The organism is Psychrobacter sp. ANT206, assembly GCF_056880555.1.
Genome location: NZ_CP096271.1, coordinates 340,970 through 354,802 on the forward strand (window position 1 = coordinate 340,970; position 13,833 = coordinate 354,802).

At 41.1% G+C, this 13,833-nt stretch carries 13 protein-coding genes; 7 read left to right on the plus strand and 6 right to left on the minus strand.

Going from position 1 to position 13,833, the window contains the following annotated elements:
• The first annotated feature begins 40 nt into the window (after positions 1 to 40).
• A complete protein-coding gene (locus M0221_RS01455; RefSeq protein ID WP_483284146.1) occupies positions 41 to 745 on the plus strand; it encodes an HAD family hydrolase in 705 nt (234 codons plus the stop codon).
• Between the two features lie 107 nt (positions 746 to 852).
• Here the strand turns inward: M0221_RS01455 and yihA are convergent, their stop codons facing one another.
• Positions 853 to 1,623 carry a ribosome biogenesis GTP-binding protein YihA/YsxC gene (yihA, locus tag M0221_RS01460; protein ID WP_084674207.1) on the minus strand — a complete coding sequence of 257 codons (771 nt, stop codon included), beginning with the start codon at positions 1,621 to 1,623 and terminating at the stop codon, positions 853 to 855.
• 411 nt (positions 1,624 to 2,034) lie between these two features.
• Between yihA and M0221_RS01465 the strand changes: the two genes are divergently transcribed.
• The 4 genes from M0221_RS01465 to M0221_RS01480 all read left to right on the plus strand — a co-directional run bounded on the left by M0221_RS01465 (position 2,035) and on the right by M0221_RS01480 (position 5,187).
• Positions 2,035 to 2,370 (plus strand): c-type cytochrome, encoded by a 336-nt coding sequence (locus tag M0221_RS01465; protein WP_011512658.1) that lies wholly within the window; start codon positions 2,035 to 2,037, stop codon positions 2,368 to 2,370.
• Positions 2,371 to 2,712: 342 nt separating this feature from the next.
• Positions 2,713 to 3,381 carry a c-type cytochrome gene (locus M0221_RS01470; RefSeq protein WP_011512659.1) on the plus strand — a complete coding sequence of 223 codons (669 nt, stop codon included), beginning with the start codon at positions 2,713 to 2,715 and terminating at the stop codon, positions 3,379 to 3,381.
• 256 nt (positions 3,382 to 3,637) lie between these two features.
• Complete coding sequence (locus M0221_RS01475; RefSeq protein WP_149408892.1) at positions 3,638 to 4,780, plus strand: hypothetical protein; 1,143 nt, start codon at positions 3,638 to 3,640, stop codon at positions 4,778 to 4,780.
• Positions 4,768 to 5,187, plus strand: a complete 420-nt coding sequence (locus M0221_RS01480; protein WP_483284147.1) for an RnfH family protein — start codon at positions 4,768 to 4,770, stop codon at positions 5,185 to 5,187. Before M0221_RS01475 ends, M0221_RS01480 begins: the two co-directional genes overlap by 13 nt.
• Before the next feature lie 25 nt (positions 5,188 to 5,212).
• Here the strand turns inward: M0221_RS01480 and M0221_RS01485 are convergent, their stop codons facing one another.
• Complete coding sequence (locus M0221_RS01485) at positions 5,213 to 5,629, minus strand: outer membrane protein assembly factor BamE (protein WP_149408891.1); 417 nt, start codon at positions 5,627 to 5,629, stop codon at positions 5,213 to 5,215.
• Between the two features lie 324 nt (positions 5,630 to 5,953).
• Here M0221_RS01485 and fur point away from each other — a divergent pair, with 324 nt between their 5' ends.
• Positions 5,954 to 6,388: a ferric iron uptake transcriptional regulator gene (gene fur / locus M0221_RS01490; RefSeq protein ID WP_011512663.1), complete on the plus strand. Its 435-nt coding sequence runs from the start codon at positions 5,954 to 5,956 to the stop codon at positions 6,386 to 6,388.
• A 111-nt stretch (positions 6,389 to 6,499) separates the two neighbouring features.
• On the opposite strand, the gene M0221_RS01495 is transcribed toward fur, so the two are convergent.
• Together M0221_RS01495 and M0221_RS01500 are read right to left on the minus strand one after the other, a co-directional pair.
• The gene (locus M0221_RS01495; RefSeq protein WP_483284148.1) at positions 6,500 to 7,621 is read right to left on the minus strand and encodes a PilT/PilU family type 4a pilus ATPase; all 1,122 of its coding nucleotides are present in this window, start codon (positions 7,619 to 7,621) and stop codon (positions 6,500 to 6,502) included.
• Positions 7,622 to 7,779: 158 nt separating this feature from the next.
• The gene (locus M0221_RS01500) at positions 7,780 to 8,832 is read right to left on the minus strand and encodes a type IV pilus twitching motility protein PilT (RefSeq protein WP_020442648.1); all 1,053 of its coding nucleotides are present in this window, start codon (positions 8,830 to 8,832) and stop codon (positions 7,780 to 7,782) included.
• A gap of 315 nt (positions 8,833 to 9,147) precedes the next feature.
• On the opposite strand from M0221_RS01500, the gene M0221_RS01505 reads away from it, so the two are divergent.
• Positions 9,148 to 9,906 carry a YggS family pyridoxal phosphate-dependent enzyme gene (locus tag M0221_RS01505; protein WP_483284149.1) on the plus strand — a complete coding sequence of 253 codons (759 nt, stop codon included), beginning with the start codon at positions 9,148 to 9,150 and terminating at the stop codon, positions 9,904 to 9,906.
• A gap of 226 nt (positions 9,907 to 10,132) precedes the next feature.
• On the opposite strand, the gene paeA is transcribed toward M0221_RS01505, so the two are convergent.
• Together paeA and M0221_RS01515 are read right to left on the minus strand one after the other, a co-directional pair.
• Positions 10,133 to 11,407 (minus strand): polyamine export protein PaeA, encoded by a 1,275-nt coding sequence (paeA, locus tag M0221_RS01510; RefSeq protein WP_483284150.1) that lies wholly within the window; start codon positions 11,405 to 11,407, stop codon positions 10,133 to 10,135.
• Between the two features lie 243 nt (positions 11,408 to 11,650).
• Complete coding sequence (locus M0221_RS01515) at positions 11,651 to 13,354, minus strand: NAD+ synthase (RefSeq protein ID WP_483284151.1); 1,704 nt, start codon at positions 13,352 to 13,354, stop codon at positions 11,651 to 11,653.
• Positions 13,355 to 13,833 lie beyond the last annotated feature (479 nt).

The following is a 13,833-nucleotide window of genomic DNA, read 5'->3' on the forward strand; positions in this document are numbered from 1 at the left end:
CTATCTGCCATTTATTATGATTATTTATAAAGGTCTATCTATGAGCCAAACTACTATAACGATTCCTGCTCAGAGTTCTCAGTCAGCCAACCCGCATCATTTAGCCGATAAGACCTTAATCATATTTGATTGGGACGGTACGCTAATGGATTCGATTGGCTTGATTGTTGAGGCTATGCATATAGCAGGTGAGGCACATGGCTTCAAGACAACCGATAAGGCCGTCAAAGATATTATCGGGTTAAGTTTAATGAAGGGCATTGAGCTTTTATATCCGTATTCAAGCGATCAGCAAAAACTGTTAATTCAACAAAGTTACGCAGATTATTATATTGCTAACAGCCAGCGTACACCGTTCTTTGCGCCGATAGAAAATATGCTACAAACCTTGCAGCAGCAAAACCGTCAGCTTGCAGTTGCGACAGGTAAAAAGCGTAAGGGTCTAGATCGTGTTTTAGACGCTTCAGATAGCCATCATTATTTTGTTATGACGCGCTGTGCGGATGAAGCAGGCTCCAAACCTGACCCGCAAATGCTGACGGATATTTTGCAATATACCGAACAGCAAATCTCTGATGCCGTATTTATCGGTGATAGCATTTATGATATTCAAATGGCAAACAGTCTGGGCATGACCAGTATTGCAGTTAATTATGGTACCGCCAGCAGCGACGAGCTTGCCGCACAGCAGCCCACATATCAGGTGGACACGCCCCAAGCGTTGGCACAATTATTATGTGCTTAAATATAAATCGGCGTAAATGATAATCTGCTTAAATGGTAAAAAATGATAACAAAAAAAGGGTTTATCGATAATAACGATAAACCCTTTTTCATTGAAAGATATGAGATTTATTTGCTGTCTTCTTGATAGCTGTCTTTTTGAAGCGCATCCTGTTCGATTGCGTCTTCTAGCTCATCGCCTTCTAGCAATGCAAAAGAGGACTCGATAATTTTGTCTGCATCTAGCTGATACTCATACCAGTTGCCCATAACCCCTGCTAATTCATCCAGACCTTCTTTTCTTAAGGCTGAAAACAGCTGAATACTACAGTTCAGACCCAGTTCTTTCAGTCTTTTACGAGTATTAAGCAACGCATTTTTAGAGGCACCATACTTTAGCTTATCTGCTTTCGTTAACAAGATATGAACGGGCAGCTCACCATCTTTTGCCCAACGTAGCATTTGCTCATCAAAGAACTTCAATGGATGACGGATATCGCTCATCAGAACCAGACCTGCAAGGCTTGAGCGCGATACCAAATATTCTTCTAGTTCAACCTGCCATTCTTTTTTCATCTCAAGCGGTACAGCGGCATAGCCATAACCTGGCAAATCTACCAATCGTCTATCAGCATCACCAACATTAAAAAAGTTAATCATCTGCGTACGACCAGGCGTTTTAGATGAGCGTGCCAGTTGGCGCTGGTTGGTAAGCGCATTGATGGCAGAAGACTTACCAGCGTTTGAGCGACCAGCAAATGCCACCTCTAAGCCTATATCTGCAGGACACAGGCGAAAGGTTGGTGCTGACATCATAAATTCAGTTTGCTGAATACGCTGACGGGCTTTGGTATTAAAAGCCGCATGCTTGGCGGCGACATCGTTGAACGGGGTACTCATAAATGACTCATTACGGTTAAAATTTAGATACTTAAATTTAGATAAAATAGTAAAAGATTTTGCCATTGCTCGGTCAATAGCACAGCATTTTTGGCTACTAATAACCAACTATCAACCTTTCATAAAATAAGGGTTTTAAATTACTGACTATTCTATACTATTAATGCGCTTAGTTATTGAAATAACGGTTATTAGCCGCATATTAATTATAGTAGAGATGTAATTGATAGGCGGCTAATAACTCATTTTTCGATTCTTTATCCAAGCGTATTAACAAAGTTAAACTATATTCATATATATTAATTTGACATATATTGTTACAATCTCTATCAGAATAGGTTTATTCACAGATGTTAAGGCGCAGAAGCAATGAAGCAAACGTCTGGACGAATGAGCCAATGGAGGTGTCTTATGTTATCGATGACCATGATTTTTGCCAAAGGCAATCGCTTTTTAGCCAGCAGTGTTAGCGCGCTTATCATTAGTGCAGCTATGATAACTGGTGCAGGGGCGGCTAGTACTGCAACGACTTATAATGAGTCCTGCGCTGCGTGTCACGACAGCGGTGCCTTGAATGCGATTAAAAAAGGCGATAGTGCCAAATGGCAGCAGCTAATAAAACAAAAAGGCATGCCTGCACTTATTAGTTCGGTCAAAAATGGTATGATTCAGATGCCAGCTGGTGGGTTGTGCGAAGATTGTAGCAATGATGACTATCGTAAGTTGATTGAGTATATGAGCAAATAATTAGCTAAATATCTATTAAATCTTTATTAGCTATTTGCTAAGACATATAAATAAGGCGCAAGGGTCTAGAACCTTTTGCGCTTTTTGCACTTTATAAACCAGAGATTGAGTCAGTGAGGGGGAAAACTACCCAATGCTACGATTAAGTAGGCAAATAGTAAAAAGTCTTGCTATAATAATCCAAAATAAACCCTGATATTAGTAAGTACTTTCGTGCTGCTTGTGATAAAGACGATAGAATATACGGCTTAGCAACTAAATAATGGCTTTGTGAATATAATGCGTCTACATAATGCAATCACTCTAAACAATGCTTACATCGAGTTAGTAGGATTTGTATCAATGAAAAAGTTAATCGCTGCCGCCAGCTTATGTGTTGCAAGTTTCAGCGTACAAGCTGCTATCACTGTTCCTGAATATGATCTTAATGCCGGCAAACAAATTGCAGAAACTGTCTGTGCTGCTTGTCATGGTGTTGATGGTGTGAGCCCTGTGCCTGCCCAGCCAAATCTTGGTGGTCAAAACGTTAAGTATTTATATAAGCAATTGGTCAATTTTAAAGCAGGCTACCGCAAAAACGGTATCATGCAGTCGCAAGTGGCCAATTTATCGCAGCAAGATTTAGCCAACGTTGCAGGTTATTACTCAAGCCAGAAACCTTGGGGTGTGGCGTTCGGTAATCCTGCAACCACGCAAGAAGCCAGCAAGTTATTTTTAGGTGGTGATAAGTCACGCGGTGTCATCGGTTGTGCGGGCTGTCATGGTCCAGACGCAGCGGGTAACGTATGGGCAGCATTTCCACGTTTAGGTGGACAGCATGCTGAATATATTGCCACCCAGTTAAAGCTTTTCCGTGCCGCTGGTCGTGTAGATGATATCGATAGCGACGAGCAAAAGCGTGTCAATGATGCTGCAAAAGAAGGCGAGATGGGCATGATGCAGACCGTTGCTTCTAAACTGTCAGATCGTGATATCCGTATCTTGTCAGATTATGTGAGTGCTATTCACTAATATCAGATAAAGTCGGTTTGCTTTATTCACATTATCGATAAGAGCGCTGCTTGTATTCGTTTTAACTGAGTTATTAAACCCCGATTTCGGGGTTTTTTTATAACTGTCAGTCCTTATATAATGGCATATTAGTAGTACTTTACTTTATAAAAATAAATCGCCTATATATCAATTTGACGATTAAAAGCTTAAAAGCTATTTATGCTTAACTAATATTACTCAATGTTACTCACCTTGAATCGCTTGGATGTAAATTATGATGATTCGCTATGCTTCTTATTTTATTGCAGCGCTGCTACCATTATTGCTTTTTCGCTGGTTTGCACCGGCGTCAATAGGAGAGATTGATTTTTGGCTGTTGTGGCTCTTGGCTATGGTGCTGGTCTCGCTACCGGTCATTTATGCTGAGATAGCATTGGCTTATCGTAGTGCTGAAGCACCTTTGGCGGGTATGCAAAAGCTCACTCGAGAGGCAGATGCCAGCGCCTTGTGGCGTGGCTTTGGTTGGCTTGCTGCCCTAGTAGCCATAATCATTGCAGCGCTTGTGATATCAGGTGCTAGCACGGGTATATTGACTGCACTTACAGACTTAAATAGCACACCTGAAGTGCCAAGCTTTGCGGTTGCCGCAGGCTTGATGGTCATTGCCGCATTGTTAAGCTTGTTGGGTGTGACACCCTTACCAATTGGTTTGGGATTAATGCTTATTGGATTGATATTTGGGGTAGCAAACGGTTTGCCAAATATTACCTTTGCGATGACCAATATCAGCTTAGGAGAATGGGCACGAGCAGTTGCACTAGCACTTGTCAGTGTTGGCGCAGGTACAGGCTTATATTGGTTTGGTCAAAACCGTATCACTAAGCAAGCGGTAACAGCGGTGGGAGTAGACAATCACTATGCTCAAAATCCTTCTCGTGCTCAGGCGTCAAACGAATATCGAGCAACCAAGCTGGTGCTACCGATTTGGATATTACAATTATTGGTAGGGATGGTGGCTTTATTTATCAGTGGTATGACGCTACCACCAATCGGACAGCTACTGTATTGGGCAGGAGTAATTTTTGTCGCCAGTTACTTGCTACATTATAGTACGCAGCAGCTCGTGCATAAGTTTGGACTGCTGGTCAGTTTGGTCATAACGGCTGTCATAGCGATAGTGTTGGTCGTTGCCATACCGACTATTTGGCTGGTAGGTATACTGGTTATCATCAGTACGATAGCCGTATTGTTATTGTCAGTTTTTGCAGGATGGCAGATGAAAATCAGTCATTTGCGCAAGTCTTTAAACTTTGGCAATGAAGCTTTTTATAATTTATGGCGTGTGGCGATACGTTTGATTGTGCCCGTAGCACTCTTATTAGCCTTGATAGGTTGGGTGATGCAGTGGTTAAGCTAACAGCTGATGAGGTTCAAGTTAATAAACTGGATAGTGCTCAACAAGACAACGTTCAACAAGACAACTTTCAGCAAGGCACTGTTCTACAATCTATTATGATAACGGTATATTTAGCCTATGCTGAAGATGCACAGAGTCAGCATTATCTAACCTTGTCAGTAGCTGATGGCACAACCTTATATGCAGCATTGAAGAAAGCTGGTTGGTTGATACAGTTTGAAGGACTAGCAAAATGGTGCGATGAGGTGATTGATGTGGTAGTGCCGACAGCCAAACGTTGGCACGTTGGCATCTATGCGCAAAAACAGCCACTTAACTATCAATTGCAGCCTTTTGATCGGATAGAGGTATATAGAAGCTTAAGCGCTGATCCTATGTCTCAGCGCAAAAGTAAATCTCGAGTCTGAGGATTAAAGCTCGCTATCGAAGCGATTATTTAGGTAGAGACTCTAAACCCTGAATGCGAGTCACTATGCCATTATTATTAAAATAAACTTTTAGATGCTGACTGGCGTTTTTAACGTCAGTGATACCTTTACGTTGACCTTCAGTCCCTGCTTGATAGTCATAAATATAGTCCCAACGGTTCGGCTCTAAGGTATCTCTAATGGCTGGGCTACCAAGAAGATAAAGTACCTGATTTTGATTCATACCCACTTGTAATTTTTGTGCTTGGGTTTGAGTAATAGGCGTCCCTTGTGGCAAATCAATCTTATAAACACTCAGTAACGAGCAGCCAGACATGGTAACAGCGGCGCCCAATATGCTGGTAATGACAATCTTGCGTAATACGCTTGAAGAATGAAGCGGACGTAAATTTAGGGTCTTTATCATGGTAAGATGACTCATAAAAAATGGGTTAGGTACGGCTAAGCACAGTAGATGCTGGTCTTACCGACAATCTTGGATAAATGATACGTCATTTACTTGCAATTGCCTACCACTTACGACATTATTTACCAAATGTGCGCTTGCATCATTTATTATTAATATTTTAAATTCATATACTTATAATCATATTTTTTAGAAAAAATGTACTGGAAATATATTTGATAGTGACTGATTTTGTATGAGGATGATTTTTTACAATTAACTATTCATCACTACTAATGATTATTTACCTTATGTTTTTTGAACTTATTTGCTAAGACTTTCATAGTCAGAAGGGATATTATGGCTTCTTTTACCAATCAAGACTTACGTAGAGCGGGTCTAAAAGTAACGTTACCGCGTATCAAAATCCTAGAGCTGCTTGAGAGCGCAAAGCTGCATCATATGAGCGCAGAGGAGGTCTACAAGGCGCTAATTGAGCAAGGCGAGGATGTGGGTTTAGCGACCGTTTATCGCGTGCTGACTCAGTTTGAGCAGGCAGGTATTGTCGAGCGTCACAACTTTGAAAACAATTTATCCGTGTTTGAGATTACCCAAGAAGAGCATCACGACCATCTGGTTTGTGATAATTGCGGTAAGATTGTCGAATTTCATAATGAAGTGATTGAAGAAGAACAGCTTAAAGTAGCAGCAGAGCATGGCTTTAAGTTATCAGGTCACTCATTGGTACTATACGGTATCTGTGATGACCAAGCCTGTAAGGACAGCGTCAAGTAAGCATCAACTTATCGATGAGATAAAATTAAAAAAGCCCTTATATATGATGAGGGCTTTTTTATAACGGTTTCTTAGGCATAAAAAATAATAATTATCGTTAAAAATACATCATTAAGTAATGTCTAACGATAAACTATCCGCGCCTTCATCTAAGTTTGCCACGCCATTTTTGCTGCTGAGTTTGATTTTTAAGCGCAAATCATTGGGAGAGTCTGCATGAAGAATCGCTTCTTTATAAGTAATCTCACCGTTTTCATATAGATCAAACAGTGCTTGGTCAAATGTCTGCATACCGCTATCACGTGAGCGTGTCATGACATCTTTGATTTCGTGCACCTCACCTTTACGAATATAATCGCTAATCAGCTGTGAGTTTAATAAAATTTCAATAGCAGCGCGGCGTCCCTTACCGTCAGGCGTTGGAATCAACTGCTGCGCGATAATGGCTTGCAAGTTAAGCGATAAATCCATAAACAATTGATTATGGCGACTGGTCTCAAAAAAGTGAATAATGCGGTCGATTGCTTGGTTGGCATTATTGGCGTGCAAGGTTGCAAATACCAAATGCCCCGTTTCAGCATATTGAATCGCGTAACTCATGACTTCACGATTGCGAATCTCACCAATCAAAATCACATCTGGCGCTTGGCGCAAGGTGTTTTTTAGACCGGCTTCAAAAGAGTGGGTATCGATACCGACTTCGCGCTGGGTAATAATACAGCCACGATGCTTATGGACAAACTCGATAGGATCTTCTATGGTAATAATATGACCATGCGAGTTTTGATTGCGGTGTCCTATCATTGCCGCAAGGGTGGTTGATTTACCCGTGCCGGTTGCGCCTACTAATAAAATAATACCACGCTTTTTCATTGCCAGCTCTTTTAGAGAGGGGGGCAGGCGTAGCTCCTCGACAGTAGGGATATTATTTTCGATTTTCCGTAAAATCATCCCTGCCATATCACGTTGTATAAAGGCACTGACCCTAAAACGTGCTTGTTGCGCCTGATCAGTAATCGCAAACTGGCACTCGTTGGTCTCATCAAACTCTTTTTTCTGATTGACTGTCATGACGCCTTTAACCAGCCTCATAGTCTGCTCAGCAGTTAAAGGCGTTTTACCAACCGGCAGTATTTTGCCATTGATTTTCATGGAAGGGGCGACATCAGCAGTGATAAAAAGGTCAGAGCCGTTTTTGTTAATCATCAATTGTAAAAGTTTATCAATGTCCATAACGTACCTATATGTGCAAGAAAATGTGCCATAAATAGAGTGAAGCCTGCTTCAATAAACTTTTTTGCGAAAAATGACAGTTAAGTTGAAGGATGATTGCTCACAAATCTGCAATTAGTACTATATTCGTTTAGAAAGAATTACTAATATCATTTACATTATAAGAATGCTTCAGGCTGTTTAGCGTAAGGTCGTGCAACGTCTTTACTAATTGTGCCTCTCGCTACAAGATTTTTAAGAGTTTGATCAAGAGTAATCATGCCATCACCAGCACCGGTTTGGATAGAAGAGTACATTTGAGCGATTTTATTTTCTCGTATTAAGTTACGAATAGCGGGCGTACCTAACATAATCTCATGGGCGGCAATTCGCCCGCCTGTTTGACGACGTAACAATGTTTGCGAGATAACGGCTTGTAGTGACTCTGATAACATCGCTCGAATCATGTCTTTTTCAGCAGCAGGGAAGACGTCAATAACACGGTCAATGGTTTTGGCAGCGGAACTGGTGTGCAAAGTGCCGAAAACTAAGTGACCGGTTTCAGCGGCAGTGAGCGCTAAGCGTATGGTCTCAAGATCTCGTAGCTCACCAACCAGGATAACGTCTGGATCTTCACGTAACGCTGAGCGCAATGCTGGCTCGAACCCCAAGGTATCGCGATGGACTTCACGCTGGTTAATCAAACTCTTTTTGGACTCATGAACAAATTCAATCGGGTCTTCAATAGTCAAGATATGCTCTTTACGGGTTTCATTGATATAATCAATCATGGCAGCTAGCGTGGTCGACTTACCTGAGCCGGTTGGACCAGTGACCAATACCACGCCACGTTTAAAGTCTGAAACACGCTTAAACACTTCGCCCATACCTAGATCTTCCATCGTTAGAACTTTGGAGGGAATCGTACGAAAGACGGCGCCTGCACCGCGATTTTGATTAAATGCGTTTACCCGAAAACGGGCTAGATTTGGAATCTCAAAAGAAAAATCCGTTTCAAAAAACTCTTCAAAGTCGGCACGTTGTCTATCATTCATGATGTCATAAATGAGCTGATGAACTACCTTATGGCTCATCTCTGGCATATTAATGCGAGTCATCTCACCATCAACTCGAATCATCGCAGGCATACCGGCTGAAATATGTAAATCTGAAGCCTTATGCTTGACAGTAAAACGCAGCAAGTCTTCAATGCTTAAATTTTGTTCAGCCATAATCGGATATTCCTATTAATAAATAAAGTGTGCCAAAATCAACATAGAAAGCAGGCGATATGCAAGGTTCTATGACATTGTTTGAGCTAACCTCATTAAAATAGGTTAGGCGTCACTATAATTGTTACTATTACTAGAGCTTTTAGTAGCATATGTTAAACCATGTAACAATATCATAACAAGACTGTACTGATTTAACCATCTACTAACTGCATAAAATGCAAAAATAGACTGACTGGTTTTTCGCATAGTAATAAAGCATCGATACAATCAGCTCTCTTTTATTTCGAACTCACTATATCAACAAGAGTTTTTATGAATATGTCTTCTCAGCAAGTACTTAAAAATGTCGCAATCGATCTTAGCAATAATGATGAAGCAGAAGTTCAACATCTAACTGAGAACTGGCAGCAGGTAAAGACGCAAGTGGTACAGGCATGCGAACAAACGTTGCGAGCGCCGAGCAGTGTAACTTTGCTTGCGGTGTCCAAAACCAAACCTGCTGAGATGGTGGCAACATTGGCACGTCAAGGTCAGCATGATTTTGGTGAAAATTATCTACAAGAAGCGATTGAAAAAATACAGTTGCTACGTGAGCAGGTAGGATGTAAGCATATTGTCTGGCACTATATTGGAAGCATTCAGCGTAATAAAACCCGTGATATTGCTGAGAATTTTGATTGGGTACAAGCGCTTGAGCGTGACATTATTGCCAAGCGTCTTAACGACCAACGTCCTGCTGAGCTGCTACCTTTAAACATCTTGATCCAAATTAATATTGATAATGAAGACAGTAAGTCGGGATGTCTGCCAGAGCAGCTTCCAGAATTGTTAAAAACAATTAAAAATTATGAGCGTTTGCAATTGCGCGGGTTGATGATTATTCCTGCTAAGGCAAATACAGATGCTTTTAAGCGCACCAAACAACTATTTGACGACATTAAGCGTACCCATCCTGAGCTGAGTCAATGGGATACGCTGAGTATGGGTATGAGTGATGATATGACTGATGCGATTGCTAGTGGCACTACCATGGTGCGTGTTGGTACTGCGATATTTGGTGCGCGTGCTTGATGTATAGTGAATTCAGTATTAAAACGATACAGTAGGACTGGGATGAATTTTACGCAGCCTCTGTCAGCGTAGTCACAGCATGCCAGAAAAATTTATACCAGTACGGCGTTGGAATATAACGTATCTGTTTTATTTGAAATTGACTATAGTCCGCACGCTTGAGGATAAAAATTATTATAAAGCCAACCCTGACAGTACTCATAAATTACATTACGTATTAAATGAATTAAATCACATCTTCAAACTTTGTCACCAGTAGCTGAGTTATTTTAAGATTGTCAGTGGCGATAATCTCAAAACGATAATTGGCATACTCGACACAGTCTGTCTTTTTAGGAATTTTACGCAGCATATACATCATAAAACCGCTAATGGTTTCGTAATTTTGGCTATGTGGTAAATTGACCATGCCCAATGAGCGAATCACATCTTCAATAGGCGTCATGCCATCAATTAGCCAAGAGTTATCTGTACGCTGGACAATCGGTTGCTCCTCTAAGGTCACCAACTCACCCATCACGATGCTCATTACGTCTTTAAGTGTGATCACCCCAACCACTAATGCATACTCATTCACAATGACGGCAAAATCTGCACCCGTTGATTTAAATGTTTCCAATACTTCAAACAACGATAATGTATCGGGAATAAACAGAGCAGGTTTTAGCAACGCTTTATCTGTTAAACACACTTCTTGCTGCTCAAGTACTGAGGCTAAAAAGCTGCGCGACTCTACATAACCGATGATATGTTCTAAGTCATCGTCATTACAGACCAAGAATTTATTATGCGGCTGCTTAATCATCACAGCAACCACTTCTTCGGTGCTGGCTTTAGTATCAAAATAGACAATATGCTCGCGCGGATTCATGACTGAGGTTACGGTTCGCTCTTGCATCTCAAAGATATTTTCGATCAAATGATGCTCTTGATGCTTAATAACACCAGCTTCCGCACCTGCATCCATCACCGCATAAATATCCTCTGACGTCATTTCATCTTGGCGTACGGTTGACACGCCTATGAGTTTAAATAGTAAATTTGCCGCCCCATCAAACACCCAAATAATCGGCTTAAAGATGAAAATAAAGAATATCATCGGGCGTACCATCTTGACCGCGATAGGTTCAGCGTTGGACATGGCCAAACGCTTGGGCATCAGGTCTGCAAACAACACAAACACACTGGTGACTAAAATAAAGGAGACCACCGACGCTGCGGTATCATTACCAAAAAGCTGCTGTAAATATGGACTAATGGCTGACTCGCCAATGACCCCTGCTAAGATAGCCACCGCGTTGAGCGCCACTTGTACCACGGTAATAAAGCTGCCGGGTTGCTCTTGCATATTGAGTACATCGAGTGCCCGTACTTCGCCTTCCTTGGCCATGACTTGCAACTTGATTTTGCGGGCGGAGGCAAGCGCCAGCTCCGAACTAGAAACGATAGCGCTTAGCGCAATTAATATAAAAATAAACACACCAGCGGTTAGCAAGCTCATGACATACTCGGATAGAAATAGGTAAGGTAGATAGATTTACAGTAATGATTGAAGATAATAATTGGTAGGTTTTGAGGTCAAAGGCATTTAGTTATTAGCATTTAGTTAGGCACAAAAACTAAAAAAGCTGGGCAAGCACCCAGCTAATTATAAAACAATTTTATGATATTAGATAAAAACTTAAATTTATCAAGCCTTTAAAAAATGGCTCTAAAAGGTTTTTGATAAATTCAGTATCAAGGCTTAGCCTTTTATTGACCATTTATTGACGAGCGGGTAACGGCGCTCACGACCAAAGGCTTTATGGCTAATCTTAGTACCAATTGGTGCCTGCGAGCGCTTGTATTCACTATTGTCGACCATTTGGATAACCTTGGCGACCAAATCAGCATCAAACCCTTTATTAATAATATCTTGATAGCCCATATCTTCATCGATATAAGACATTAAGATACCGTCTAAAACATCATAATCAGGCAAGCTGTCTTGGTCTTTTTGATCAGGACGTAGCTCAGCAGATGGTGGACGAGTAATAACGCGCTCAGGAATAACAGGCGTATCTTCTAAACGGTTACGATAGCTGGCCAATTTATAAACTTGTGATTTATACACGTCTTTTAAAACGTCAAAACCGCCTGCCATATCGCCATATAAGGTTGAATAGCCAACAGCTAGCTCTGATTTATTACCAGTCGTGATGACCAAATGCCCAAATTTATTAGACAATGCCATAAGTATCACACCGCGTGCACGTGCTTGGATGTTCTCTTCGGTGGTATCAGCTGGCGACTTGTTGAATAGTGGCGCAAGCGTATGACGGATACCTTCGACCGCATCAAAGATAGGACAAACGGTATAAGAGACATTGAGACGGCGTGCTTGGGCTTGCGCATCCTCTAAACTGATTTGAGAAGTGTATTCATAAGGCATCATGACTGCATAGACCTTGTCAGCACCCAGTGCGTCGACCGCGATACAGAGTGTCAATGCTGAATCAATACCGCCTGATAAACCAACGATGATGCCAGTAAACCCTGAAAGATTGACATAATCGCGTAAGCCTACGACCAATGCTTGGTACATCTCTGATTCACGGCTTAATGATAAAGGCGCTTTTGCTTGTGTATCAAATTTTGCTGTTTTTACATCAAAGCTTGCCAGTAGTAACTGATTCATAAAGCGTGAGGCTTCATGTGCGACGCTGCCGTCTGCTTGAATGGCCATAGAGCCACCGTCAAATACCAAATCATCTTGACCGCCAACAGCATTAAGATAAACGATAGGTAAGTTGTTTTCACGGCTACGCTTGGTCAGCATTGTTTTGCGAGTATCTTGTTTTTCAATCTCAAATGGTGAAGCGTTTAAGCTCACAATAAGGTCAGCGCCTTGCTTTTTGAGCTCGGCAATAGGACCTTTTTCCCATAAATCTTCACAGATCAGCAGACCAATGGTGATGCCTTTATAATCAAATAAGACTTGATTACGTCCTTTATCAAAGTAACGGCGCTCATCAAATACGCCATAGTTTGGCAAAATTTGCTTATGGTAAAAGCCCTTTTGATGACCATTATGCAAGATAGCGGCTGAGTTAAAGGTACCATGATGATCAACATGCGGATAGCCAACAATCATGACGATATCATCGATGTCGCTTAGGGTAGACAACGCACTTTTGATACGTCCTGAAAGACTAGGACGTAGCAACAAATCTTGCGGCGGATAGCCCAATAAGGCCAGCTCTGGGAAAATAATGACATCAGCACCTTGCTCGCGTGCTTGCAGTGCTAGGGTGCGCATTTTTTCAGCATTGGCTTTGATATCGCCAACTAAAAAGTGAGATTGGGCTAGGGCAAACGTAACGCTATCTTGCGATTTTGAAGCTTGGTTGCCCTTATTGGAAGCGGTAAGGTTGGGGTTATCGGTATCTTTTGCAGTGTCTTTTGACATTGTTATTGTTCCTATCAATAGGTTATTTAAATCTGTTATATATTTCTTGGTTTCAAATAAAACCAAATGAAAATATGTTTCCGAAAACGACTCAAAATATGTATTTAAAATCATTTACTCAAAATAAGATGTTTAAATAGTGCATCAATATCATGAGCATCAAACATGTATAGGCATGAATGTCATGCAGATGTGCCCTCTCAATTTATGCAGCACTGCTCTAAAAATAATGCTAAATACCATCTAGAGTAAGATCACAGACGAGAGGTGTTTTATAGACGCTAAGGGCTTACCTCAATAAAAGTAATAAAGCCAAACCAACAGAGCGTCATTTGAAAGCGTAAATCAATCCCTTTAGTATAACATCAATTGATGTTACTAATAGAACCAGCCAGTGATTTAGCCCTTTAGATGGCAGATATAAAAGTGCTTAAAAAGCGCATATTGATGATGTTTTTGTTAAGATAATTATGTTCCAT

Excerpts from the sequence above, each read along its gene's own strand:
- M0221_RS01495 (WP_483284148.1), bottom strand. The coding sequence starts at position 7,621 with ATGGACATTGATAAACTTTTACAATTGATGATTAACAAAAACGGCTCT.
- yihA (WP_084674207.1), bottom strand. The coding sequence starts at position 1,623 with ATGAGTACCCCGTTCAACGATGTCGCCGCCAAGCATGCGGCTTTTAAT.
- M0221_RS01465 (WP_011512658.1), top strand. The coding sequence starts at position 2,035 with ATGTTATCGATGACCATGATTTTTGCCAAAGGCAATCGCTTTTTAGCC.
- M0221_RS01470 (WP_011512659.1), top strand. The coding sequence starts at position 2,713 with ATGAAAAAGTTAATCGCTGCCGCCAGCTTATGTGTTGCAAGTTTCAGC.
- paeA (WP_483284150.1), bottom strand. The coding sequence starts at position 11,407 with ATGAGCTTGCTAACCGCTGGTGTGTTTATTTTTATATTAATTGCGCTA.
- M0221_RS01500 (WP_020442648.1), bottom strand. The coding sequence starts at position 8,832 with ATGGCTGAACAAAATTTAAGCATTGAAGACTTGCTGCGTTTTACTGTC.
- M0221_RS01515 (WP_483284151.1), bottom strand. The coding sequence starts at position 13,354 with ATGTCAAAAGACACTGCAAAAGATACCGATAACCCCAACCTTACCGCT.
- M0221_RS01455 (WP_483284146.1), top strand. The coding sequence starts at position 41 with ATGAGCCAAACTACTATAACGATTCCTGCTCAGAGTTCTCAGTCAGCC.
- fur (WP_011512663.1), top strand. The coding sequence starts at position 5,954 with ATGGCTTCTTTTACCAATCAAGACTTACGTAGAGCGGGTCTAAAAGTA.
- M0221_RS01505 (WP_483284149.1), top strand. The coding sequence starts at position 9,148 with ATGAATATGTCTTCTCAGCAAGTACTTAAAAATGTCGCAATCGATCTT.
- M0221_RS01475 (WP_149408892.1), top strand. The coding sequence starts at position 3,638 with ATGATGATTCGCTATGCTTCTTATTTTATTGCAGCGCTGCTACCATTA.
- M0221_RS01485 (WP_149408891.1), bottom strand. The coding sequence starts at position 5,629 with ATGAGTCATCTTACCATGATAAAGACCCTAAATTTACGTCCGCTTCAT.